This is a genomic window from Leisingera sp. ABM4_060, from assembly GCF_056158765.1.
In genome coordinates this window covers 894,250-919,077 of the sequence record NZ_JBSWTX010000001.1, presented here as the reverse complement: position 1 = coordinate 919,077, position 24,828 = coordinate 894,250, and the positions used below count along the sequence as shown (strand labels likewise).

Below are 24,828 nucleotides of genomic sequence, written 5' to 3'. Positions count from 1 at the left end.
TGACCCCGGTCAAACCGCCGGCGCCCGCGTCGCGGCGCTTGTCTATGGATTCGCGCCGCTTTTCTGAAGTGTATCCGCCTTGGCGGGGATCAAAAGCGACGCGTCGCCATAAGAAAAGAACCGGTAGCCGCTGCGCACGGCGTGATCATAGATCCGCAGGATTTCCTCCTGCCCCATCAGGGCCGAGACCAGCATCAGCAAGGTCGACTTCGGCAGGTGGAAATTGGTCATCAGCGCATCCGCCACCTGGAACGTGAACCCCGGGTAGATGAAGATGTCGGTATCGCCTTCCCACGGATGGATCTGCCCGTCCCTGGCGGCGCTTTCGATCAGCCGCAGCGCTGTGGTGCCAACCGGGATCACCCGCCCGCCAGCCGCCTTGGTGGCCGCGATCTCGGCCGCGGCCTGCCCGCTCACCTTGCCCCATTCCGCATGCATCCGGTGGGTGGTCACATCTTCCACCTTGACCGGCAGGAAGGTGCCCGCGCCCACATGCAGCGTGACATAGGAAATCTCCACCCCGCGCGCGGCCAGGGCTTCCAGCAGCGGCGCATCGAAATGCAGCGAAGCCGTGGGCGCCGCCACTGCGCCGCTGTTCCTGGCCCAGACCGTTTGATAGTCGGTCTTGTCCTGTTCATCCGCGGCGCGTTTTGCAGCAATATAAGGCGGCAGCGGCATCGCGCCGGCCTCGGCCAATGCGGCGTCGAAATCGGTGCCGCTGAGGTTAAAGCGCAGTTGCCCCTGCCCGTCCGACACTTCTTCCAGCGTCGCGCTCAGCTTTTCGGAGAACACAATCTCCTCGCCCTGCTTGATCTTTTTCAGCGGCTTCAGCAATGCCGCCCAGCTGCCATCGGCACGCGGCTCCAGCAGGGTCGCCTCGATCTTGGCCGCCACTGGCCCTTGCGCACTGTCGCGGTGGCGCAGCCCGCTCAGGCGTGCAGGGATCACTTTGGTGTCGTTCAGCACCAGCCGGTCGCCGGGCTGCAGCCAGTCCACCAGATCGGTCACATGGCCGTCATGCAGAGCGCCGCCCGCGGCCACCAGCAGCCGCGCCGAGCTGCGCGGATTGGCAGGCCGGGTAGCAATCAGATCGTCGGGCAGGTCGAAGTCGAAGTCACTGAGTTTCATGGCGCGCGCTATAAGATGTGCTGCAGGGAAAATCTATGGCGATTTTCCAAGTTTGCGAGGGGCCGCGGCACAGGTCACCTCTCGCCGCCGCGCGGTTTGCGGTACTCCTCCCGCTGTTCCCGGGCGGCTTCTTCTTCGGCGGAAAAGGCCCGCTCCTGGCCGGGCACCTTGGGTGCCGGACCGCGGAACACCTCACGCAGGAAACCCGGCGCCAGCCCCGCCAGCGGGTTCACCGAAACCGAAGGATCATCCGCGGTGCCGCGCAGGGTGAAGGTGAACCCGATCAGCCCCTCGCCGTCACGCGGCGCCAGGATCCGCCCGATGGCGTTCACCAGATAGATCGGCGAGATCACCCCGCGCATGTTCAGCCTGCTGCTGTTCAGGTCATAGTTGCCGTCAAGCGACAGCCCCATCGACGGCCCGACCGCGCTGCTTTGATGCAGGATCAGATGCGACGCGCCCAGCCTGAACCGCCCCTCCATGCTGGTGAACAGGATGCCCTGGCCAGTCATTTCATCCAGCAGCCCCACCAGGCTGATGGCGTTCAGGATCGCGGCCATCGAGGGCGCATTGCGCACCCGGATGTTGCGCACATTGACCTTGCCGTCATATTCGCCGGGCCTGTCCGCCGGGATCAGCGTCATGTCGAAACTGCCGCCGCGGCCATGTTCGAACACCCCGGCAGAGCGGAACACACCGCCCGCGTCATTGGCGCGGATTCGCGAGGCGGTGCCGCCGTTCTGCGGCACCAGCGTGCCCGCCACCGGGGTCTGGCCGTTCAGCCGGGCAGTGAACTCGCCGTTCATGCCGCCCCGCGTCGAAAACCGGCCCTGAAAGTTCTGCAGCCCGATACTGTCCGTCACCTGCAGGTTCTGCAGCCGCAGCGTGATCGGCCCCGAATTGCCGCTGCTGCCGCCAGTGCTTTCCGAAGTTGCAGAAAACGGCGACCGGTTCAGATCCAGCCGCCCACCGGTCACTTCGATTGCAGGCGCCGCAGTGCCGCGGCCCCGGAAGGTCACCGCACCCTGGAACCAGTTACCGACCCGGGCGGAGGAAAACACCGCCTGGTCAAGCCCGCCGCTCTTGTGTGTGGTCACCCGGCCAGTTGCGGCGAGGCCCGGCGCCTGCAGCTCCAGCCGCTCCACCGTGGCGCTTTCTGCCAGCACCGCCGACAGCGACAGCTTGCCCTCAGCCTCTTCCCGCTTGCGCCAGCCCACATCCGGAATGCGCAGCCCAACCCCTGCCAGATCCGACTCCAGTTGCAGCCGCGGCGGCTGCCCCGGCTGCAAGTCGACCGCATAGCGGCCCTGGCCCTTGCCGAACACCGACCGCCGGGGCAGGCCCAGATTGAATGCCTGAACCGCGTCCTCCGACAGCTCGATGGTGCCCTCAACCCGGCTGTCCGGCGCGGCCTCCTTGCCGACCTGCTGCCGCCAGCTGGCGCTCAGCGGCACCCCGGACAGGCTGCCATCGCCACTGATCCGCACCTCGCCCTGGTTTCCCTCGACCTGCAACAGCGCAGCCGCCGCCACATGGCCCGGCACCAGCGTGCTGCTTTGAACAGCCCGCGCCTGGCCCCGGTAGTGATACAGGATCTCCTCCACCGGCACCTGTTTCTTGAGCGGCAGCGCCAAGGTGCCCGAGGCCTCCACCTGCCCCTGCGCCAAATCCACCGGCAGCCCGGCCTTGTCCATCACCAACAGCGGTTCCCGGTTCAGCAGGGACAGGGCCGCAGTGGCAGAACCGCGGGCCTCGATCCGGGCAATGCCCGGCGTGCCGTCGCGGGCCGAAGTATCGGGGATAATGAAGGAGGTTCCGGCGACATCCACCGCGCCGCCCTGATCCGCAATCACCTGCCCCCTGGAGGCCGTCACCACAAAACGGGTGCCGTAAAGGCTGAGCTGCCCTGCCGCCCGCCGCACCGGCGGCATGAATTTCTGAAACAACACCTCGGCTTCTTCAAACGCCAGATCCAGGCTGATGAAGGGTTTGCCGCTGCCGCGCCCGCGCATGTGGAAGCCGACATCCCGCACCGTTCCCTTGCGCAGGTTCTCCCGCACCCAGCCGCGCGGGTTCGGCGCCAGCGGCTCCGGCCACAGCTCCTTGACCCGGGCAACGGAAATCTGGTCAACCCGGCCGTTCAGGTCATAATCCCAGCCTTCCGCCCCGGCGCCGATGTCGCCATTGAAATGGATCCGGCTTTGACCATCGCGCACCAGCATCTCCCCCAGCTGTAACCGGAAAGGTTTCAATTGGAGGTCGAAATCCGCGTCCAGCCCGGGGAATTGCACCGGTGTTTCAAACAGCTGCTGCGGGTTCAGCTCCAAATTGGAGAACCGCAGCTGTCCCACCAGCCCGGCCAGCTGGCCGTTCTCGATCCCTGCCAGGCTGGCCTGCCCCTGCATCACACCCGACCCCCAGCCGCTCTGAACGCTCAGCTCGCTGAACTCCAGCACCTGCCCCGCGGGATCATAGGTGAAATAGCTGCGCGCGCCGGTGATCGGGACCGGCTTGGTCTGTGCTTCCGGCTGGATCACCCCTTCGCCGATGCGCAGGCTGGCCTGCACCGGCTCGATGGCGCCATCCTCCTCCACACCGCCGCGCAGCGCGCCCGAAATCGGCGCCCTCAGCACGCCCAGCCAGCCAAGCGCCGGGCTTTGCAGCGCTATATCCTCACTGGCGAGATCCGAAATCAGCACCCCGAAATCCGCCTCCGGGCTGCCAAGTTCGGAGGTATAGCTGGCCTCGACCGTGCCGACCTCGCCGCGCCCGCTCAGCACCGAGAAAGCCGCCGTAAGCGACACCGACTGACCATCCCGCTGCAACCCGATCTGACCGCCGTCCAGCGTCCAGCCCCGGCCCAGCCGGTCATCGGTGTAAGTCAGCGTCAGGGCGCTGGTTTCCACCCCGGTCAGCGCCGCCAGCACCGGTTTCTGCAACTGGCTGTCCCATTGCTCGATCAGCTCCGCCAGGGTGCCCGCCTGCCGGTACGGCAGCCCGCCGCTGGCAAAACTCAGCGCAAAGGAGCCGTCCTTGTTGCGGCGCAGAGCGGCAAACAGCCCGCTGAGCGCAATCCGCTTGGGCTGCACCTTGCCGCGCAGCAAGGGCCGCATGGCCAGGCTTGCCTGGGCATCCGCAAGCTGGGCGAACACGGTTCCGTCAGGGTGGCGCAGCACCACATCCTTGAGGCTCACCCGCGGACGCAGCCCTTCGTTGACCACCACATGGATGGCGCCGAAGTCGATCTGCAGCCCGTTCAGATGCTGCTCGATCCGGGTCTCCACCCGCTGGCGCACCCAGTCCGGCGCGTCCAGCCGGGTGCCAATGCCGAAATAGACCGCGCCCGCGCCCAGGAAGCACAGCAGCGCCAGCACCCAGGCCAGCCCGCGCAGCAGCCGCCAGCGCCAGCGGCGGCGCGCCGGTTTTTGCGGCCCGCACAGGCCGGTCTCCGCTGCCTGGTCAGGGCCGCGGACCGGCACCGCCTCTGCGGCGGCGCTGTTTTTCCCGCCGTCAGGTCCGATCTCAGCTTTCCCTTTGCTGCTCATTGATTATGTTTGCCGCCCAGTGAATTGCTCAGAAATCCGGAGACAGGCCTTGCTAGACGTATCAGATCCCGCCCCTTCCTTTACCCTGCCCCGCGGCGGCGGCGGAGAGGTCACATTGTCCAGCCTCCAGGGCGCGCCCGTGGTGCTGTTCTTCTACCCGCGTGATGATACCCCCGGCTGCACCAAAGAATCCATCGCCTTTTCAGAGGCTTTGCAGTCCTTCGCCGATGCCGGCGCTCACGTTTTCGGGATTTCCAAGGACACCGTCGCCAAGCATGAGAAATTCACCGCAAAACACACGCTGACAACACCTCTTCTGTCGGACGCGGAGGGCACGGTCTGCGAGGACTATGGCGTCTGGAAGGAAAAGAACATGTACGGCAGGAAGCATTGGGGAATCGAGCGCTCGACCTTCCTGATCGATGCCGGCGGCCGGATCGCCCGTGTCTGGCGCAAGGTCAAGGTTGATGGCCATGCCGATGAGGTGCTGGAAGCGGTCCGCGCCCTGTAACGCCGCAGCGGGGGCGCTCCCGCCAGATCCGCCAGCGCCTGTGCAGGCACTGGCTTCCCTGTTGGGCCCGGCGCCGCCCGCTGGGCGGCGCGCACCGCGCTTGCGCGGTGCCATGCCCAAGGCCGCCAGGGGGATCAGCCTGCTGATCTCCCGCGGGCGCGGGAGCGCTCCGGTTTCCGCACTGGACTCTGCCGCTGAATTCAGGTGAACCCGGAACCGCCGCACCGCCGCTTCAGGAGAGACGCATGACCGATCAGCCCCTTTCGCTTGCCGAACGCGCCGCCGAGGTTCTCACCACTGCGGACGGCCGGGAGAAAACAGCCCTGTCCCGCCGCCATGCTGCCGCGTGGTTCGCCAGCCGCAAGGGCGAAACGCCGCAGATCGCCATCGGCACCGCCTCCCCGCCGATGCATCCGGCGCGGCCCCAGGAACCCGAACTCCTGAACCCCCGCGACGTGCCCAAGCGCAAGCCGGGTTCTGAGGCGGGCCGCATCGCGCTGCTGCACGCAGTGGCGCATATCGAGCTCAATGCTGTCGATCTCCACTGGGACATCATCGCACGGTTTTCCCATGTGCCGATGCCGCTCGGATTCTTCGACGACTGGGTCAAGGCTGCGGATGAGGAATCCAAGCATTTCAACTTGATGTGCGATTGCCTTGAAGCACTGGGCAGCCATTACGGCGCCCTGCCGGCCCATGCAGGCATGTGGCGCGCCGCCGAAGACACCGCCGGCGATCTGATGGGCCGCCTTGCCGTGGTCCCGATGGTGCTGGAGGCCCGCGGCCTCGATGTGACACCGGGTATGATCGGCGTGTTCCGCAAGGCAAACCTGCCCCAGGCGGTGGACGCGCTGGAACTGATCTATGCCGAGGAAGTTGCCCATGTCGCCTACGGCTCCAAATGGTTCAATTTCCTCTGCGGGCGGGACAATCTGGACCCCAAGGAAGAGTTTCATGCCCTGGTGCGCAAATACTTCCGGGGCGCGCTGAAACCGCCCTTCAACGAGGAAAAGCGCGCCGACGCAGGCCTGCCGCCGGATTTCTACTGGCCGCTTGCGGATCAGGTGAAGCCGCTGCCGGGCTGGTGATCTCCGCCCCTTGCAGCACCGCCGGCAGTTTGACCGGGCGCCCGGTCAGCCTAGTTTTACCTGCAGCCTTCCAAGGCCTGACAAGGCAGAACCCAGCAACCGGTCGGCAACATGTTTGATAACGATTTTCCACTGTTAAGCGCTGCCAGCCTGGTGGCGCTGATCCTGCACAAGGCCGGCTCCGGCCCCATCACCCTGAAAAGCTGCGAAGAGGCGCTGGCCAATCTGTTCCGCCAGGCCAATGAAGATCCCGGCCTGCCGCCGCAGGACCTGCGCGGCCTTCTGGCCGGCCATCTGAACGATCTGGAAATCGCCCGCATCCTCGAGCCGGAGCAAAACGGCAGCTGGCAGCTCACCCGCCGCGGCCGCCAGGCGCTGAAACGGCATCCCGAAGGGCTCGACCAGACCGATCTGGCGAAATACCCGGAGTTTGCCGCCCATCTGCGCGACACCGCCCACCGCGCCTGCGGCATGGATCCGCGGATGAACAGCTATGACGAAGGCTATCTGGCCCGGCGCCGGGGGCTGTCCTTCACCGCAAACCCCTACGCCTTCGACAACGTCGACCATCAATCCTGGGAAAACGGCTGGATGGAGGCCCTGGAAGAGCGCCAGGGCTAGCACCCTGCCCGCCGCCCTGCCCGGCAGCCTGCCCGCCAGCCAGGAAACGGCTGCACAAGCCGCCGCGCGTTCGGCAGATTTCCGCCTATCCTGCGCTGCCTTCCCCCGGTTTCCGGCGCAAAGGGTCAACAGGCTTGCCCTATGGCCGCGCCCTGTCTATTCACTTCGCCCAAGGAGGCGGCACTGCGCTCACTGCGCTGCCTCGCAAGAAGGGACAGGGAACGGACCTTGCGCACTCGGCTCGCGATCAGAATTCATGCTTTCCTGGAACGCCGCTTTCCTGAGCGGCGGGTGTTCCTCAAATCAGACAGCGATACGCGGTTCATCCGGCTGCGCTCGGAGACCCAATTGGTGGCGGTGGCCGGCATCACCCTGTTTGTTGCCTGGGCCATTGTTGCAACTGCCATTGTGCTGATGGACAGCATCGGCGCCGGCAATTTCCGCGAGCTGGCCAAGCGCGACCAGCAGACCTACCGCGAGCGGCTGAATGCCCTCTCCGAAGAACGCGACGCCCGCGCCGAAGAGGCTTTGGCAGCGCAAGAGCGCTTCAACGCCGCGCTGGCGCAGATCTCGATGATGCAATCCGAATTGCTGGCCTCGGAAACCCGCCGCCGCGAACTGGAAACCGGCATTGAGGTGATCCAGACCACCCTGCGCGACACCATGACCCAGCGCGACAAGGCCCGCAAGACACTGGCCCGGCTGCAGGACGAAGCCGAAGACGAGACCGGCACCTATGCGGATATGGCCAGCGCGGCCGCGCAAACGGATATGCTGGCCGAGGTCCTGTCGGACACCGCCGCCGAGCGCGACCAGATCCTGGCCGATGCCCGGGATGCCATCAGCCAGCGCGACGAGCTGCAGCTGGAACTGCAGCTGATGGATGAACGCAACAGCCAGATCTTCCGCCAGCTCGAGGAAGCGGTTGCGGTCTCGGTCACCCCGCTCGACAAGATGTTCCGCAGCGCCGGCATGCCCACCGACCGGATCCTCGAACAGGTGCGGCGCGGCTACAACGGCCAGGGCGGCCCGCTTGAACCCCTGGCAATGTCGACCCGCGGCGAGGAGCCGGCACCGGAAGAGCTGCGCGCCAACAAGATCCTGGCGCAGCTGGATCAGCTGAACCTCTACCGGCTGGCGGCCCAGCAAGCGCCTTTTGCAACGCCGGTGAACCTGGGCCAGGTCCGCCAGACCTCGGGCTTCGGCTACCGGCGCGACCCCAAATCCGGCGGCCGCCGCCTGCACAAGGGCTCCGATTTCGCGGGCCGCACCGGCACCGACATCTTTGCCACCGCCGACGGCGTGGTGACCCATGCGGGCTGGCAGTCCGGCTACGGCCGCCTCGTCACCATCCGCCATGCCTTCGGCATCGAAACCAGATACGCCCATAACTCCAAGATCCGCGTGACAGAGGGCCAAAGGGTCTCGCGCGGGGATCACATTGCTGATATGGGTAACACCGGACGGTCCACCGGGACTCACCTCCATTACGAGGTCAGGGTCAACGGGCAACCTGTAAACCCCATGATCTATATCAAGGCTGCGAGAAATGTTTTCTAAGAGCAAAATCAACGAGCCCGGGCCGAAGCAGGCCGACGCAACCCCGGCACCCGCTGCTGCGCCGGCGGCTCCGGTCAGCGATTACAAGGCTTCCGCCCCCAAGGCCAAGCCCGCCGCATCGCTGCTGAGCTCGGACCTGCACATCACCGGCAACGTGAAAACCACCGGCGACATCCAGGTCGAAGGCACTGTCGAAGGCGATATCCGCGCGCATCTGCTGACCGTTGGCGAAACCGCCACCATCAAAGGCGAAGTCACCGCCGATGACGTGGTGATCAACGGCCGCATCGTCGGCCGCGTGCGCGGCCTCAAGGTGCGCCTGACCTCCACCGCGCGGGTCGAAGGCGATATCATCCACAAGACCATCGCGATCGAAAGCGGCGCCCATTTTGAAGGCTCGGTGCAGCGTCAGGACGACCCGCTGAACCCGGGCGGCCGCAAGGCAGCCCCGGCGCCTGCACCGGCCGCAGCCCCGGCCCCGTCGGCCGCTGTCCAAGCGGCCACCGCCGCCCACAAAGCCGAAGGCTGAGCCCCTCCCATTTGCGCCGGGCACTTGCCCGGCCTGCTCCAGGCGCCGCAGGCTGATCCCTGCGGCGCCTGTTGCATATCAAGCCTTTGCCCACTGCACAGGGTTTCGTAACAGCGCAGGCTTAGTGCCGGCAAAGACAGGCACCGCAGCGAGTTTACGTCACGTTAAGGAATCCATTACCTTGCGCTTTGCCAAACAAAGAGGCATTTGAGCAATCCAGCACACAACTTATTGGTTTTCTTATGGCCGTCTTCACCGTGAATGACTCCAGCCGTTCCTGGAGCGTACAAGATCTTCAAACCTACCGCGTTCTTAATCAAACGGTTGGTGACGTAAATCCCGGGCAGATCGAAATTCTCGGCAATAATTCTTCCGGCCGCCCTTCAAGCCTGACACTCACCGGCAGTTTCTCCGCCTTTGGGGCATCCATTTTCGGAACCGTCCGCGGAATCACTCATAAAATCGACGGTTCCATGGCCATGTCAGTGACCGGAATTGATGTCTCCTTTACCAAGTTCAACAGTTCGTTTCCGTTCTCCAGCGGCTTTGTCGAGGAAGCAACTGAAGGCAACGACACGTTCAATATCAATTCCACAGCCGGCGGTTTCTGGAGTGCGGGTGCAGGCAACGACACCATCAACGCCGGCAGGGGTGACGACACGATTTCCGGCGGCACAGGCACCGACCGCGCCGTAATCGCGGACCGGATCGGCGATGCAGAATTTTCCACAAGCTTTGGCTCCACGGTAATTGAAACTTCGCAAGGTACAGACCGCCTCACCTCAGTTGAACTTGTTAAGTTCGACAATTTGCTGGTCAGCCTGCGCACCGGCTCAACCTCTTCCAACACCCTTAATGGCGACACCCGCGGTGCCACCAAAAACGACCTGCTGCTTGGCGGCGATGGCAATGACACGATTTCCGGCAAGTCCGGACAGGATCTTTTGCTTGGCGAAAACGGTAACGACCGCCTCGTCGGCGGAGCCGGAAGTGACAAACTTATAGGCGGCAACGGCAACGATGTCCTCTATGGCAGCAATGGGACAGACACTCTTATCGGCGGAACCGACGACGACAGACTTCTTGGTGGCTCAGGACTGGATCGCCTGACAGGCGGCAGCGGCAAAGACACCCTCAATGGTGGCAGCGGCAAAGACACCCTCAATGGCGGCAGCGGAAGCGACCAGATGTACGGCGGCAAGGGCCAAGACATATTGAACGGCGGCAACGGCAACGATACGCTCAAAGGCCAGGATGGCAACGACACGCTCATGGGTGAGGCCGGCCGCGACCTGCTAATTGGCGGCGGCGGCGATGATGTGTTTGCCTTCCTCAGGCGTCAAGGCAACGACACCATCCAGGATTTCACCCTCGGCGAAGACCTGATCCAAATCGGCTCAGGCGGCGCCAGCCTGGATGACCTCAGCTTTACCAGCAAGGGAGCTGACGTGCTGATCTCCATTGCCAATGCAACAATCCTGGTGGAAGACATAACCCGCGCCGAGTTGCGCGATGCGGACAACTTCCTGTTCTGACCATCCTACCAGCCCGCAGACACTTGCGCCCTTGGCCGTTTCAACCTTGTGAGACATCGGCAATGCCCTGGGCCAGCCACGAAAAAAGGCCCGCCCCAATTCAGGAGCGGGCCTTTTCATGCAGGTAACCCAATCAGTTATTCGGTCACGGTCACCTTGGTCATCGCGTCGGGCTGGCCGACAACCGCACCGTTGTTCCCGGCGCCGCGCTTGATCGCGTCCACCACATCCATGCCTTCGGTCACCTTGCCGACAACCGTGTACTGGCCGTTCAGGAAATGGCCCGCATCAAACATGATAAAGAACTGCGAGTTGGCACTGTTCGGGCTTTGCGAGCGGGCCATGCCCACCACGCCGCGGTCAAACGGCAGGTCGGAGAACTCGGCCGGCAGGTCCGGACGGTTGGACCCGCCGCGCCCGGCATAGCTCATATCGCCGCCCAGCTTGCCGAACTCGACATCGCCGGTCTGCGCCATGAAGCCCTCGATCACCCGGTGAAACACCACCCCGTCATACTGGCCTTCAGCTGCCAGCGCGGTGATTTGCTCCACATGCGCAGGCGCCACATCCTCGAACAGGTCGATCTTGATGGAGCCATTGGCCTCGCCCTCGACCTGGATTTCCAGGCCGGTCGCGCCCGCTGGCGCGCTGCTCAGCACGCCAAAGGCAGGCCCCGCCGCCAGCAGGGCCAATGCGGTCAGGCATTTACGCATCCGCAGCAACCTTGACCGAAATCATCCGGTCCGGGCTCGCAGGCGGCTCGCCGCGGGTGATCGCGTCGACATGCTCCATGCCTTCGATGACACGGCCATAAACGGTGTACTGGCCGTTCAGGAAGTGGTTGTCCTTGAAGTTGATGAAGAACTGCGAGTTGGCGCTGTCCGGGTTGGCAGAGCGCGCCGCACCCAGGGTGCCTCGGTCATGCGGAAGTTTCGAGAACTCGGCCGGCAGGTTCGGCAAGTCAGAGCCGCCGGTGCCCGCCATGCGGATGTTGAAGCCATCTTCCATGTCACCGTTGGCCACGTCGCCGGTCTGCGCCATGAAGCCGTCGATCACGCGGTGGAAACAGACGTTGTCATACTCGCCGGCACGCGCCAATTCCTTCATGCGCTCAGCATGCTTCGGTGCCACGTCGGGCAGCAGCTCGATAACAACATTGCCGTCCTTCAGCTCGATGATGACGGTGTTTTCGGGATCTTTAATCTCGGCCATCTGGCCCTCCTGTCGTCGAAATTTGCAACGATAGTTAAGGGTAGCGCCACCAAATGCCAAGGGAGCATTGACTGATACGCAAAAACCCCCGAAACAGCGCCCGGATTTGACCGCATTTTCACCATAAGGGGGCTCTCAGGATGGGCTGGAAAACACTCGACGACATGGATCTGAACGGCAAGCGCGTGCTCGTGCGTGTGGACATCAACGTGCCGATCGTCGACGGGGTGGTCACCGACTCCACCCGCATCCGCCGCATCGCCCCCACCGTGGCCGACATCATCGCCGCAGGCGGCAAGCCAATCCTGCTGGCCCACTTCGGCCGCCCGGGCGGCGAGCGCCGCGAGAACCTGTCGCTCAATCAGCTGGTGCCGACGCTGGAACGCGCCTTTGAAACCAAGGTCCTGTTTGCCGCCGATTGCGTCGGCGCCGGGGCTGAGGCCGCCGCAGATGCGCTGCAGCCGGGTGAAGTGCTGCTCTTGGAGAACACCCGCTTCCACGCCGCCGAGACCAAGAACGACCCGGACCTGGCCGCCGGGATGGCGCGCCTGGGCGAGGTCTACTGCAACGATGCCTTCTCTGCCGCCCACCGCGCCCATTCCTCGACCGAGGCCATCGCCCGCCTGCTGCCCGCCTGCGCCGGCCGCCTGATGCAGGCCGAGCTGGAAGCGCTGGAAAGCGCCCTGGGCCAGCCCCAGCGCCCGGTGACCGCCGTGGTTGGCGGCGCCAAAGTCTCCACCAAGCTGGAGCTGCTGGGCAACCTGATCGAGAAAGTCGACCACCTGGTGATCGGCGGCGGCATGGCCAACACCTTTCTGGTCGCCAAGGGCCTGCCGGTCGGCATCTCCCTGGCCGAACGCATCATGAAGGACACCGCCGCCGAGATCCTCGCCAAGGCCGAGGCCGCAGGCTGCGAGATCATCCTGCCCTCCGACATCGTGGTCGCCAAGAAGTTCGAAGCCCACGCCGATCATGACACCCTGCCCGCCGATCAATGCCCCGAGGACGGCATGATCCTGGACGCAGGCCCCGACAGCCTGGCCCGCATCAACGAAGTGTTCGAGACCAGCAAGACCCTGATCTGGAACGGCCCGCTGGGCGCCTTTGAGCTGGAGCCCTTCGACACCGCCACCAACGCCGCTGCGCTCAAGGCCGCCGCCCTGACCCGCGCAGGCCAGCTGATTTCGGTCGCAGGCGGCGGAGACACCGTGGCCGCGCTGAACGCTTCAGGTGCTGCGGGCGATTTCAGCTATATCTCCACCGCCGGCGGCGCCTTCCTGGAATGGATGGAAGGCAAAGTGCTTCCCGGCGTTGCCGCATTGGAACAGTAAGTCTAACCCGCACTCAGCATGACCGCGCCCCGGCCTTCCCGCCGGGGCGTTTTCTTTGTCACGGGACAATAAAGCCTTTGCCGCAAGTCACTGCCTGCCCCTAGCGTCTTCCGCAGATATCCGGAACAAGGAGGCACAGGGATGTTTCAGGAGCGCATGACCCGCCTGCGGCAGAAGATGGCAGAGGCCGAAATCGGCGTGGCCCTGATCACCGACGACGACAATGTCTATTACCTGACCGGCTACTACGACTACCTGCATATGGAGTTTGGCCGCCCCACCATCCTGGTGGTTCCCTGCGACGGCCCTTCCCTGCTGATCACCCCGGTGATCGACGTGGTGATGGCCGAGGAGGTCGCCCAAGTGGACCGCATCGCTGCCTGGAACGACGGCGACGGCGCCGAGTGGCGCGCCGAACTGCCAGACGCCTTGGCAGGTGCTAGCCGCATCGCCATCGAGCCGGACCACATGCCGCCAATGGTGCGCGCTTGTGTCGATGAACTCGCGGGCAGCAGTGAAATCGCCAGCATCACCCCGGCGCTTTCCGACCTCAGGATGATCAAATCGGCGGAGGAGCTTCAGCTGGCCCGCCACGCTGGTCAGGTCGCAGGCGCCATGATGTCCGCAGGCCGCGCCGCCATTGCCGCCGGCGTGCCGGAATATGAGGTCGCCATTGCCACCTCCCAGGCTGGCACCCGAACTGCCGCGGACCTGCTGCGCGCCCATTACAGCGATGCCAACATGTCCCCCAGCACCCATTTCCTGCAGATCATGGCCTCAGGCCGGGAGATCACCAAGACCCATCATCGCGCCTCTACCCGCGTCATGCAGCAGGGAGAGCCGGTGTTCCTCTGCTTCTGCGGCATGACCAATTTCCACCGCTTCAAACTCGGGTTTGACCGCACCTTCTGGATTGGTGAGGCAGACCCCGAGCAAGCCCGCATCTACGAAGTGGCCGTAGCCAGCCAGAAGGCCGCGCTGGACGCTCTAGGACCAGGGGTGGAGGCTCAGGACGTGCACCGTGCCTATGCCGAGGTTATCCAGGACGCAGGCTTCAGCTACCCGTTCCGCTGCGGCCGCGCCACCGGCTTCAGCTTCCTTGAGCGCCCGCAGCTTGTGACCGGGGATACCACCGTCTTGCAGCCCGGCATGGTTTTGGCTGTCGACGGCTCCGTCTCAACAGACACATTCCGCGCCCAGGTTGGCGACAGCTTTATCATCACCAGCACAGGCTACGAGCAGATCACCTCCCACCCGAAGGCGCTGCAGGATATGATCCTCTGACCACCGCCTCCGCGCCCGCCGTCACACGCGCACAAAATCACCCCTGTGGACAAATTTGGGATTCCCAAGCCGATTCGGCTGTGGCATAGTCGGTTCAGACGCCGGCAAACGGTGCAAAATACAACACAAGCAGTAACATACAGGCACTCCCAACGTGACCCGAAGCAACCGCCCGCCGCTGGGCGCCATCGCCTTTTTTGCGACCGCCTTTGCGCTCAGCGCGTATTTCACCTTTGCGGCGGTGCAGGGCGATTTCGGTCTGTTCCGGAGGGTCGAGATCCAGGCCGAAGCCGAAGAGCTGCGGCTGGATCTCGGCCGTCTCCAATCCCAGGCCGCGGAGATGGAAAACCTCACCCGCCGCCTCTCCGACGACTACCTCGATCTCGATCTTCTGGACGAACAGGCCCGCTCGGTGCTCGGCCTTGTCCGCGCCGACGAGATCGTCATCCGCTGAAGCCCCCCCTTTCCGCAAAACCGCGTCCGGTTCCGCAAGAAACCGTTTCCCTGCAAACTCCGGCATGCCTGCCCGGCTGCCGCCTGCGTGGCATTTTTGCGCGGTTTGCGCGGTTTTTTACGCGCTGGAAACCCCGCGGCAGAATAACACTACCCAGGCGGCGAAAAACCCGCTATCAGTTTGTTTAACACTAAACTATCTAGCCTGCAGGGGGAGCCGACCACCATGGCCGCTAGAAAAAGCGCAAAGAAACCAAACGTTTCTGCCGAAGAACTGACCAAGTACTACCGCGAAATGCTGCTGATCCGCCGATTCGAGGAAAAATCGGGCCAGCTCTATGGCATGGGGCTGATCGGGGGCTTCTGCCACCTCTACATCGGCCAGGAAGCGGTTGTCGTGGGGCTCGAGGCCGCCGCCGAGGAAGGCGACAAGCGGATCACCTCCTACCGCGACCACGGCCACATGCTGGCCTGCGGCATGGACCCCGATGGCGTCATGGCCGAACTGACGGGCCGCGAGGGCGGCTATTCCAAGGGCAAAGGCGGCTCCATGCATATGTTCTCGAAAGAGAAGCATTTCTATGGCGGCCACGGCATCGTCGGCGCCCAGGTGCCGCTGGGGGCGGGCCTGGCATTTGCCGACAAATACAAGGGCAACGGCCGCGTCACCTTTACCTATTTCGGCGACGGCGCTGCCAACCAGGGCCAGGTCTATGAGACCTTCAACATGGCCGCGCTCTGGGATCTGCCGGTGATCTTCGTGATCGAAAACAACCAATACGCCATGGGCACCGCCCAGGCGCGCTCCACCTCCACCCCCGACATTTATACCCGCGGCGCCGCATTCGGCATTCCGGGCGAAGCGGTCGACGGCATGAACGTCCTCAGCGTCAAGGAAGCCGGCGAACGCGCCGTCGCCCACTGCCGCGCGGGCAAGGGCCCCTATATCCTGGAAGTCAAAACCTACCGCTACCGCGGCCACTCGATGTCGGATCCGGCCAAATACCGCACCCGCGAAGAGGTCCAGAAAATGCGCGAAGAGCGCGACCCGATCGAGCAGGTCCGCGACATGCTCCTGACCGGCAAGCACGCCACCGAAGAAGACCTCAAGGCGATCGACAAGGAAATCAAAGAGATCGTCAACAAATCCGCAGACTTCGCCAAGGAGAGCCCCGAGCCCGCCCTGGACGAGCTCTGGACCGACATCTACGCCTGAGAGGGAAGACCAAGACATGGCAACTGAAATCCTGATGCCCGCCCTGTCGCCGACCATGGAGGAAGGCACCCTGGCCAAATGGCTGGTCAAGGAAGGCGATACCGTGAACTCCGGCGACATCATGGCCGAGATCGAAACCGACAAGGCCACGATGGAGTTCGAAGCCGTCGATGAAGGCATCGTCGGCAAGATCCTGATCGGCGAAGGCACCGAAGGGGTTAAGGTCAACACCCCGATCGCGGTGCTGGTCGAGGACGGCGAAACCTACGACGCATCGGCAGCAGCAGCCCCGGCGGCCGAAGCTCCGGCACCCGCAGCCGAGGCTCCGGCCCCTGCCCCGGTTGCAGCAGCCGCAGCCGCACCGGTGGCCTCCGTCACGCTGGAGCCTGACTACCCGGAAGGCACCGAAATGGTGCAGACCACGGTCCGCGAAGCCCTGCGCGACGCCATGGCCGAAGAGATGCGCCGTGACGAAGACGTGTTCCTGATGGGCGAGGAAGTCGCCGAATACCAGGGCGCCTACAAGGTCAGCCAAGGCCTGCTGGACGAATTCGGCTCCAAGCGGGTGATCGATACGCCCATCACCGAGCACGGCTTTGCCGGCATCGCCACCGGTGCTGCCTTTGGCGGCCTGCGCCCGGTTGTCGAATTCATGACCTTCAACTTCGCCATGCAGGCGATTGACCACATCATCAACTCCGCGGCCAAGACGCTCTATATGTCCGGCGGCCAGATGGGGGCCCCGATGGTGTTCCGCGGCCCCAATGGCGCGGCCGCCCGCGTCGGTGCCCAGCACTCCCAGGACTACGCCGCCTGGTACATGCAGATCCCCGGCCTCAAGGTGGCGATGCCCTACTCCGCCGCTGACGCCAAGGGCCTGATGAAGACCGCCATCCGCGACGACAACCCGGTGATCTTCCTGGAGAACGAAATCCTCTACGGCCGCGCCTTCGACGTGCCCAAGCTGGACGATTACACCGTGCCCTTCGGCAAGGCCCGCATCTGGCGCGAAGGTTCGGACGTCACCATCGTCTCCTTTGGCATTGGCATGCAATACGCGCTGGAAGCCGCGGACAAGCTGGCCGAGGAAGGCATCAGCGCCGAAGTCATCGACCTGCGCACCTTGCGTCCGATGGACCTGCCCACCGTCATCGCCTCGGTCCAGAAGACCAACCGCCTGGTCACCGTCGAGGAAGGCTGGCCGCAGGGCTCCGTCGGCAGCTACATCGCCTCCGAAGTGCAGCGCGACGCGTTCGACTATCTGGACGCGCCGGTTGTGGTCTGCACCGGCAAGGACGTGCCGATGCCCTATGCCGCCAACCTGGAACGCCACGCGCTGATCACCACGGATGAGGTGGTCGCGGCGGTGAAACAAGTGACCTACCGGTAACCAGATGAAAAAGCGCTGGCTGTTTCTCCTGATCCCATCTGTATTCTCTGCTGGTTTTGCATCAGCAGAGATCAAAGATGGACTGCACAACGCGATGATGAACTCATACATCAGCGATCTTAAGAAACAGGCTGGCCGCTGCTCCGAAACGGGAGAAAACTAAATGCCCACCGAAATCCTGATGCCCGCGCTGTCCCCCACGATGGAGGAAGGCACTCTAGCCAAATGGCTGGTCAAGGAAGGCGATACTGTCTCCTCCGGCGACCTGATTGCCGAGATCGAAACCGACAAGGCCACCATGGAATTTGAAGCCGTGGACGAAGGCGTGGTCGGCAAGATCCTGATCGCCGAAGGCAGCGAAGGCGTGAAGGTGAACACCCCGATCGCGGTGCTGCTGGAAGACGGCGAAAGCGCCGATGACATCGGCAGCGCATCCGCGCCCGCCGCAGCACCTGCTGCAACGGCAGAGCCGGGGCCCGCCCCCGCACCCTCTCCTGCCACCGCAGCACCCGCCCCGGCGGCACCCGCAGCACCCGATGGCAGCCGGATCTTCGCCTCGCCGCTGGCGCGCCGCATCGCTGCGGACAAAGGCCTGGACCTGAGCGCAATCAAAGGCTCCGGCCCAAAGGGCCGCATCGTCAAAGCCGACGTCTTGGATGCCCAGCCGCAGGCTGCTGCAGCTCCGGCGCCTGCTGCCGCGCCTGCCGCAGCAGCTCAGGCCCCTGCCGCCGCAACACCCGCTGCCGGCCCCTCGGCCGATATGGTGGCCCGCATGTACGAAGGCCGCGCCTACGAGGAAGTCTCGCTCGACGGCATGCGCAAGACCATCGCTGCCCGCCTCAGCGAGGCCAAGCAGACCATCCCGCATTTCTACCTGCGCCGCGACATCCAGCTGGATGCGCTGCTGAAGTTCCGCCGCGAACTGAACAAGCAGCTCGAAACCCGCGGCGTCAAGCTCTCGGTCAACGACTTCATCATCAAGGCGGTGGCGCTGGCGCTGCAAGCTGTGCCCGACGCCAACGCGGTCTGGGCCGGCGACCGGGTCCTCAAGATGAAGGCCTCCGACGTGGCCGTTGCCGTCGCCATCGAGGGCGGCTTGTTCACCCCGGTGCTGCAGGACAGCGACACCAAATCCCTGTCGGCGCTCTCGTCCGAAATGAAGGACCTCGCCTCCCGCGCCCGCGAGCGCAAGCTGGCGCCGCATGAATACCAGGGCGGCTCTTTCGCGATCTCCAACCTCGGCATGTTCGGCATCGACAATTTCGACGCCATCGTGAACCCGCCGCACGCGGGCATCCTGGCGGTCGGCTCCGGCGTCAAAAAGCCGGTTGTCGGCGCCGATGGCGAGCTGAAGGTTGCCACCGTGATGAGCGTCACCATGTCGGTTGACCACCGCGTGATCGACGGCGCCCTGGGTGCGGACCTGTTGAAGGCCATCGTCGATAACCTGGAAAATCCCATGGTGATGCTGGCGTAATGCGCTCCGGCTCTCAGCCGCGACAGACCACCGCAAAAGACCGGGTCCGCCCGGTCTTTTCTGTTTTCGACCGCGCCGGCACCGCGGGCCGTTCGCAACGTGATGCAATGTGACCCGGGCGGCAGTTGTTCTGTTTGCTGCCAGGCTCCACCTTGAACCTGAAACCCGGTCCCGCAACCGGCCCAGCCTCAGAAACAAGGTGTCCCATGCCCCGCAGACATGTCCTGCCAGCCGTGCTTGCCGCCGCCGTGCTTGCCGCCGCTTTCCCGGCGCCGCCGGAGGCCAAGCCAAACGGCTACCCGGGCGAACACAGCTCCCTGAAACCGCCGGACCCGGAAGCCGCCGCCGCCCGCAAAGCCAAACGCCAGGAACGTGCCGAACGGCGCCGCCAGAGGAACGAAGACCGCAGGCTGCAGCGCCGGCAAAAGCAAAGCGGCAGCGCAAAATAGCGCTGCCGCCCCTTCTTCTTTGTAAAAATACTCAAAATCCCAGGGCCTGCGCCCCGCGGCTCACTCCGCTGCCGGCGATCCGGCCGGCACCACCTGGTCCATGTTGACAGAGGGCTGGTCGCAGCCCGCCTCGCCCACGATCCTGGCCGGAACCCCGGCCACCGTGGTGCAGGGCGGCACTTCAGCCAGCACCACAGAGCCGGCGGCAATCCGGCTGCAATGGCCGACCTTGATATTGCCCAGCACCTTGGCGCCGGCCCCGATCAGCACGCCATCGCCGATCTTGGGGTGGCGGTCCTCTTCTTCCTTGCCGGTGCCGCCCAGGGTCACCGAATGCAGCATCGAGACATTGTCTCCCACCACCGCGGTTTCGCCAATGACGATGGAATGGGCATGGTCGATCATGATCCCCTTGCCGATGCGGGCGCCGGGGTGAATGTCGATCCCGAAAATCTCGGAGGTGCGCATCTGGAAGAAATAGGCCAGGTCCTTCTGACCAATGTCCCACAGGTAATGGCTGACCCGGTAGGCCTGCACCGCCTGGAACCCCTTGAAATACAGGATCGGCTGCAGCAGCCGGTGGCTGGCCGGGTCGCGTTCGTTGATCGCCATCAGGTCGGCGCGGGCCGCCTCGACCAGCTCATTGCAATCGGCATAGGCGTCATCGACGATTTCGCGCAGGATGGTCATCGACATCTCGTTCGAGGACAGCTTGGCGGAAATCCGGTAGGACAGCGCCTTCTGCAGCGATTTGTGATGCAGGATACAGGCATGGATCAGCCCGCCCATCAGCGGCTGCGAGGCAACCGCCTCTTCAGCTTCACGGGTAATCCGGTCCCAAACAGGATCGACCGGGGTCACGGCTTGGCGCGTTTTGATCATGGCTCAGCATCCTTTCTCCGCTCAAGACTGCCATCTAAGCTTCTTTTCGGCAAACGCAAACCCGTGATGGCGTATATTTGCGGCATGAATGAGTCCGAACAGCAGAAATGGAAGGCGCAAATCCCGGCCGGGCCGCACAGCCTTGCCCGCGAGGACAGCCCGGGCGCGGACGGGGAGCGGCAACTCCGGTAATAGCTCGGAAAGCAGGGAGGATATCGTACCACGGCGCCTGTAACCGGGCTTGGCCGCGCGCAAATGCATCTCCGGCGCGTCCGGTTAAGCCTTTGCCGCGAGGGACAGCTGCGGTCAAAGCCAAGCGGCCCCGCGCCGGGCGCCTTGGCGCGCGGCGCTGCGCCCAACGGCTGGCCGGGCAGGTTTCCTGCCTGGGTCAGCGGGCGGGAGCACCGCCGCCGCCTCTGGCCAGAACCGCCGCGGCTTGGCGCAGCACCAGCCGGGTGCAGGCCAGATACTCCGGGTCATCCAGGAACGGCTCATCCGCCAGCCGCCAGGCCCGGGCCGCCGCTGACAGCGACCCGTCGCCCCAGCGCGGATGCAGCGCACCATGCGCCAAGGCCTCCGCCGCCCCCCTGAAGATCCGGCAGCACAAGGTCCTGCGGTCTTCTGCCGGCACCGCCAGCAGCGCCCGCGCCGCCGCCGATATATCGCCCGGCAGCAGCGGCCGCCTCATGCCAGCTCCAGCCGCGCCGCCAGCCCGGCGCCATAGCGCGCCGATAGCTGGCTGACTTCCAGGACAGCGCCGGGCATCACCCCGTCTGCCGCCTGGCTTGCCGCCGGATACGCCCACTGCGGCATCGCAGAGGTCTCCTGCCGCAGCACGGTGCTGCCCTGAAGCACCCTGATCCGGTAGGCCTCCGTCTCCTCGCCCAGCGGCACCTCGGGCAGCTCCCAGCTGTCGCCATCGACCCTTGTGCGGCGGATCCAGCTTGCGGTCAGGTCTTCTCCCAGCACGCCCGCCGCGCGCAGATGCACCGGCGCATAGGGGCGCAGCCCGTTGCCGTCGAAACTCTCCTGCAGATGCACATAAGAAGGATCATCCAGCGCCCGCCGCGCCGGGCCGATCCGGTAATGGCGCAGCCGCTTCCTCTGGCCCGGCGCCAGCTCCATCTGCAGCGGCGTGCCATCCAGCAGCACCACGAACGAGCCCGCCGGCCAGACCTCCGGCATCAGCCCGTCGCTGCCCTGCTGGCCGCGCAGGCGCCCGCGCAGCAGATAGGTCCGCGGTGCGATCAGCTCCGCCTCGCGGAACTGGAACAGCTCCCAATTGCCGGCCGTGCCATCGCCGATGGCCATCGCATTGGCGCCGTTCAGGACCGCCTGTTCGCCGCGGCTCTCCAGCGTGCCGGAGATCAGCTTCACCTGCAAATCCGCCCCCAGATCCCAGCGTCCGGCCCCGGCCGCCGCCAAGGGCGTTTGCGTCACCCCCACCACCTGCCGCGCGGCAATCACCTGCTCCAGCACATAGTTTTCATCCTCTTCCGCGCCGTAAACCGCGACGCTGCCGGGCCAGGCCTCGGCGGTCACCGCCAGATGCGGCGCATGCGGCACCTCATCGCCGCGCAGCAGCGGCAGGTCCATGAACAAGGGCAGCACCGGCCCCGGCGCCGCAAAGGCGTTGACGCCCGGCAGCTCCTCCGCCACCACTGCAAGGTCATAGACCCCGGGTTCAATCCGCACCGCCTCCACCAGCTGTGCCTCGGCCTGCTCAACACGGTCGATCCGGTACAGCTGATCCCGCCCCTCCAGCGGCAGCGAGACCACATCCCCGGCCCCCAGATGCAGCATCGAGGGCGGCAGCTGCAACCGCACCGTATCGCGCGAGATCCGCGTCTCCGCCAGCCAGCGCGCCACCACCTGGCGCGCCTCGGCCCGGGTCAGCGCCAGCGGCAGCTCGTTCTGGCTGACCGCATGGGTGGCCTCATCCGGCAGCACCGCCTCCACCGCGCCCGTGGCATGATCGCCGCCCCATTCGGTGAACTGCAGCCGCACCCGCCCGGCCAGTTCGGCGCCGCTTGAGCGGCTCAGCTCCGTGGTGCCCTGCATCTCGTCGCTTTCCGCCAGATGCTCCGGCGCCAGGGCCTCTGCCCCGGTGCCCTTGCGCATCCGGAAACGCAGCACCCCGTCGCGTTCGATCGCATCGAACCCGTGCCGCAGCATCAAGGGCTGCAGTGCCGCACGGGCATCGCTGACATCCGGGGTCACATAGCCATGCACCACCCCGTAAAGCCCCGTCACGTCAATATCGCTCAGCCCGGCCCGGCGGCAGATCTCCTCCACCACCGAGGCCAGCGTGCGCTGCCCGGCCCGCCCGTTGAGCCAATGGCCGCGCAGGTAATTCTCGCCGTCGTTCCAGATCTCCAGCCGGTTCGGAAACGCCGGAAACGGGCGCGCATCCCAGGCCCAGACATAGGCATTGGACATATCCAGCATCCGCCCGCCGTATTCCTCGGAGACCGGGTTGTTGGCCGGGTCCTCCCAATAGCCCAGGATCGCGCGCAGGTAATGAATCTGGATAAGATCATCCCGCAGGCCATTGGAAAATCTTGGAAGTTTCGATTCCGAGCTTTTCGGGTCCAGAAACTTGTTGGGCTGATTGGTGCCCTTGTCGATGGCCGCGCAGCCCAGTTCGGTGAACCAGACCGGCTTGGACTGCGGCTCCCACTCCGTGGGCAGGGCCTGGCGTACACCGTTGATCCGGTCGTAGTGCTGGTGCAGCCACCAGTTGCGGATGTCCTTGTAGCGCCAGATCCAGGGCTCCTCATAAGCACCGTCGGTGATCTCGGTGCGGATCTGCGCTTCGCGGGCTTCGGGGGAATGGTAATACCAGTCATAGCCCTCGCCGCCCTCGACATTGCTGCGCAGATAGTCCGGATCATAAATCGCAGGCACGCCGGCTTCGGCATCCAGATGATCCTCGCCCTCGCGCCAGTCGGACAGCGGCATGTAATTGTCGATGCCGATAAAGTCGATCTCCGGGTCGGCCCACAGCGGATCCAGGTGGAAATACCGGTCGCCCTCGGGGGATGTGTAGCCCCAGTATTCCGACCAGTCGGCGGCATAGCCGATCTTGGTCTGCGCCCCCAGCAGGATGCGCGCCTCAGCCGTCAGCGCCCGCAGCGCCGCCACCGCCGGGAAGCCCGCGGCTCCGCGGATCTGCGTCAGCGCCCGCATTTCCGAGCTGATGCAAAAGGCCTCGACCCCGCCCGCCGCCGCGCAAAGCGCCGCATTGTGCAGGATAAAGCGGCTCAGGCTCCACTCCTGCGGCCCGCTATAGCTGACGGTGCCGTCGCCAACGGTGAAATCCGCCGCGGTCACGGTGCCAAAGAATGCCGCCACTTCCGCATCCGCCGCCGCAGTCCCGTCCGGCGTACCGGGCTGCCCGGGCGCCTGCGACAGGGTAATGCGCCCGCGCCAGGGCAGATGCGGCTGGCTGGGGGCGCCGGTCCAGGGATCGGGCAGCGCGTTGCCCTCTGCCTGGTCCATCAGGATGAACGGGTAGAACATCACCCTGAGGCCGCGCGCCTGCATCTCGCGGATCGCCTCCACCACCGAGCCATCCGCCGGCGTGCCGCCATACAGCGGACCGTCTTCGTTGCTCAGCACCAGTTCAGCCGCGTCCCGGGTCAGGCCGCTGACGCTCCAGGCCATACTGCCCTCGGCGTCCTTGTGCTCCACCTTCGGCATCAGGCTGCATTCGCCGCAGCGCAGGTCGCCGCCGAACCAGGAGACAATCAGCGAGGCCGCCCCGCAGGACGGCAGCTCTGCCTCCAGCGCGTTAAGCGAGGTGTTCAGATCGGACAGGCCCGAGGGGGTATGCGCATTGGCCGGTTTCGACGATCCCGGCCCGCCGGAGTAATGCACGGTTTGTGCCGCCAGCGCGTATTCGCCGGTGCCGGGCATCAGCGCCACCCCCTGCACCAGCTGGCCCAGGTCCCCGCCGTGGGAACTGCTGTCCTGCTGCTCCGGGCGCAGCACATCAAAAGAGAACTGCGGCACTCGGTTGCCGAACCGGGCCAGCTCCAGGTTTTCCATCACCACATAGGCGGTGCCGCGGTAGGCAGGCACCTGCCCTGCGCCTTCGATCGCCTCCATCACCGGGTCGGGCAGCTGGTCCTTGCTGCCGCGGTAGACGGTCAGGTTCAGATCCTTGAGCGCCACCTCCTCGCCATCGGCCCAAACCCGCGAGACTGAAGCAATTTCACCTTCGCACAGCGCCACTGCCAGCGACACCGAATAGCTGTAGCTGGTCACCTGCGGCTGGCTTGGCCGCCCCTTGCCGCCGCCGCCGCCGCTGGTGGCTGCGGTTTCCAGAAAACGGGAGGACCAGATCACCTGCCCGCCCAGCCGCATCCGGCCATAGACCTGGGCCGCGGGCGCACCGTCGCCTGCCTGGGTCAGCCGGAAGCGGTCGACCTTGCCGGTTTCCACCGCCGCCGACCCCTGGCCCAGGAGCCGCTCATCGATCAGCCGGCCCAGGGTCGCCCCCACCGCGCGCCCGATCACCGCCGAGGACAGCCCGGCAACAGTGCCGCCAATGGTGCCGCCGATCGCCGCACCCGCGGCCGAGAGAAGAATGGTTGCCATCAGATCAGCTCCTTG

The 24,828-nt window shown here is 65.1% G+C and carries 20 protein-coding genes; 13 read left to right on the top strand and 7 right to left on the bottom strand.

Going from position 1 to position 24,828, the window contains the following annotated elements; all coding sequences use genetic code 11:
* Positions 1-42: 42 nt before the first annotated feature.
* Both queA and ACXAEH_RS04560 read right to left on the bottom strand, forming a co-directional pair.
* Positions 43-1,128 (bottom strand): tRNA preQ1(34) S-adenosylmethionine ribosyltransferase-isomerase QueA, encoded by a 1,086-nt coding sequence (queA, locus tag ACXAEH_RS04565; protein WP_475031295.1) that lies wholly within the window; start codon positions 1,126-1,128, stop codon positions 43-45.
* 74 nt (positions 1,129-1,202) lie between these two features.
* A complete protein-coding gene (locus ACXAEH_RS04560) occupies positions 1,203-4,673 on the bottom strand; it encodes a YhdP family protein (RefSeq protein ID WP_475031294.1) in 3,471 nt (1,156 codons plus the stop codon).
* 49 nt (positions 4,674-4,722) lie between these two features.
* Between ACXAEH_RS04560 and ACXAEH_RS04555 the strand changes: the two genes are divergently transcribed.
* From ACXAEH_RS04555 to ACXAEH_RS04530, 6 genes are all read left to right on the top strand, one after another.
* Positions 4,723-5,184, top strand: coding sequence for a peroxiredoxin (locus ACXAEH_RS04555; protein WP_475031293.1), 462 nt, complete (start codon positions 4,723-4,725; stop codon positions 5,182-5,184).
* A 245-nt stretch (positions 5,185-5,429) separates the two neighbouring features.
* The gene (locus ACXAEH_RS04550) at positions 5,430-6,272 is read left to right on the top strand and encodes a ferritin-like domain-containing protein (RefSeq protein ID WP_475031292.1); all 843 of its coding nucleotides are present in this window, start codon (positions 5,430-5,432) and stop codon (positions 6,270-6,272) included.
* Between the two features lie 111 nt (positions 6,273-6,383).
* Positions 6,384-6,893, top strand: coding sequence for a ribosome modulation factor (locus ACXAEH_RS04545; protein WP_475031291.1), 510 nt, complete (start codon positions 6,384-6,386; stop codon positions 6,891-6,893).
* A gap of 228 nt (positions 6,894-7,121) precedes the next feature.
* The gene (locus ACXAEH_RS04540; RefSeq protein ID WP_475031290.1) at positions 7,122-8,453 is read left to right on the top strand and encodes a DUF5930 domain-containing protein; all 1,332 of its coding nucleotides are present in this window, start codon (positions 7,122-7,124) and stop codon (positions 8,451-8,453) included.
* Entirely contained in the window at positions 8,443-8,982 is a 540-nt protein-coding gene (locus ACXAEH_RS04535) for a bactofilin family protein (RefSeq protein WP_039166346.1), read from the top strand. The genes ACXAEH_RS04540 and ACXAEH_RS04535 overlap by 11 nt, the downstream gene beginning before the upstream one ends.
* Positions 8,983-9,224: 242 nt before the next feature.
* On the top strand, positions 9,225-10,517 hold the full coding sequence (locus tag ACXAEH_RS04530; protein WP_475031289.1) for a calcium-binding protein: 1,293 nt from the start codon (positions 9,225-9,227) through the stop codon (positions 10,515-10,517).
* 137 nt (positions 10,518-10,654) lie between these two features.
* Here the strand turns inward: ACXAEH_RS04530 and ACXAEH_RS04525 are convergent, their stop codons facing one another.
* Both ACXAEH_RS04525 and ACXAEH_RS04520 read right to left on the bottom strand, forming a co-directional pair.
* A complete protein-coding gene (locus ACXAEH_RS04525; RefSeq protein WP_475031288.1) occupies positions 10,655-11,230 on the bottom strand; it encodes a peptidylprolyl isomerase in 576 nt (191 codons plus the stop codon).
* On the bottom strand, positions 11,223-11,729 hold the full coding sequence (locus ACXAEH_RS04520; RefSeq protein ID WP_475031287.1) for a peptidylprolyl isomerase: 507 nt from the start codon (positions 11,727-11,729) through the stop codon (positions 11,223-11,225). The genes ACXAEH_RS04525 and ACXAEH_RS04520 overlap by 8 nt, the downstream gene beginning before the upstream one ends.
* Before the next feature lie 140 nt (positions 11,730-11,869).
* Between ACXAEH_RS04520 and ACXAEH_RS04515 the strand changes: the two genes are divergently transcribed.
* The 7 genes from ACXAEH_RS04515 (at position 11,870) to ACXAEH_RS04485 (ending at position 18,880) form a co-directional block, all read left to right on the top strand.
* Positions 11,870-13,060 carry a phosphoglycerate kinase gene (locus ACXAEH_RS04515; protein WP_475031286.1) on the top strand — a complete coding sequence of 397 codons (1,191 nt, stop codon included), beginning with the start codon at positions 11,870-11,872 and terminating at the stop codon, positions 13,058-13,060.
* Between the two features lie 141 nt (positions 13,061-13,201).
* A complete protein-coding gene (locus ACXAEH_RS04510) occupies positions 13,202-14,344 on the top strand; it encodes a M24 family metallopeptidase (protein ID WP_475031285.1) in 1,143 nt (380 codons plus the stop codon).
* Positions 14,345-14,498: 154 nt separating this feature from the next.
* The gene (locus tag ACXAEH_RS04505; RefSeq protein WP_475031284.1) at positions 14,499-14,798 is read left to right on the top strand and encodes an FtsB family cell division protein; all 300 of its coding nucleotides are present in this window, start codon (positions 14,499-14,501) and stop codon (positions 14,796-14,798) included.
* A 225-nt stretch (positions 14,799-15,023) separates the two neighbouring features.
* The gene (pdhA, locus tag ACXAEH_RS04500) at positions 15,024-16,013 is read left to right on the top strand and encodes a pyruvate dehydrogenase (acetyl-transferring) E1 component subunit alpha (protein WP_475031283.1); all 990 of its coding nucleotides are present in this window, start codon (positions 15,024-15,026) and stop codon (positions 16,011-16,013) included.
* 16 nt (positions 16,014-16,029) lie between these two features.
* Positions 16,030-17,403, top strand: a complete 1,374-nt coding sequence (locus tag ACXAEH_RS04495) for a pyruvate dehydrogenase complex E1 component subunit beta (protein WP_475031282.1) — start codon at positions 16,030-16,032, stop codon at positions 17,401-17,403.
* A 4-nt stretch (positions 17,404-17,407) separates the two neighbouring features.
* The gene (locus ACXAEH_RS04490; protein ID WP_475031281.1) at positions 17,408-17,566 is read left to right on the top strand and encodes a hypothetical protein; all 159 of its coding nucleotides are present in this window, start codon (positions 17,408-17,410) and stop codon (positions 17,564-17,566) included.
* Positions 17,567-18,880: a pyruvate dehydrogenase complex dihydrolipoamide acetyltransferase gene (locus tag ACXAEH_RS04485; RefSeq protein ID WP_475031280.1), complete on the top strand. Its 1,314-nt coding sequence runs from the start codon at positions 17,567-17,569 to the stop codon at positions 18,878-18,880.
* 509 nt (positions 18,881-19,389) lie between these two features.
* Here the strand turns inward: ACXAEH_RS04485 and cysE are convergent.
* The 3 genes from cysE to ACXAEH_RS04470 all read right to left on the bottom strand — a co-directional run bounded on the left by cysE (position 19,390) and on the right by ACXAEH_RS04470 (position 24,813).
* Entirely contained in the window at positions 19,390-20,211 is an 822-nt protein-coding gene (cysE, locus tag ACXAEH_RS04480; RefSeq protein ID WP_475031279.1) for a serine O-acetyltransferase, read from the bottom strand.
* A gap of 388 nt (positions 20,212-20,599) precedes the next feature.
* Positions 20,600-20,899, bottom strand: a complete 300-nt coding sequence (locus tag ACXAEH_RS04475; protein WP_475031278.1) for a DUF7742 family protein — start codon at positions 20,897-20,899, stop codon at positions 20,600-20,602.
* On the bottom strand, positions 20,896-24,813 hold the full coding sequence (locus tag ACXAEH_RS04470) for a baseplate multidomain protein megatron (protein ID WP_475031277.1): 3,918 nt from the start codon (positions 24,811-24,813) through the stop codon (positions 20,896-20,898). Before ACXAEH_RS04470 ends, ACXAEH_RS04475 begins: the two co-directional genes overlap by 4 nt.
* Positions 24,814-24,828: the final 15 nt, after the last annotated feature.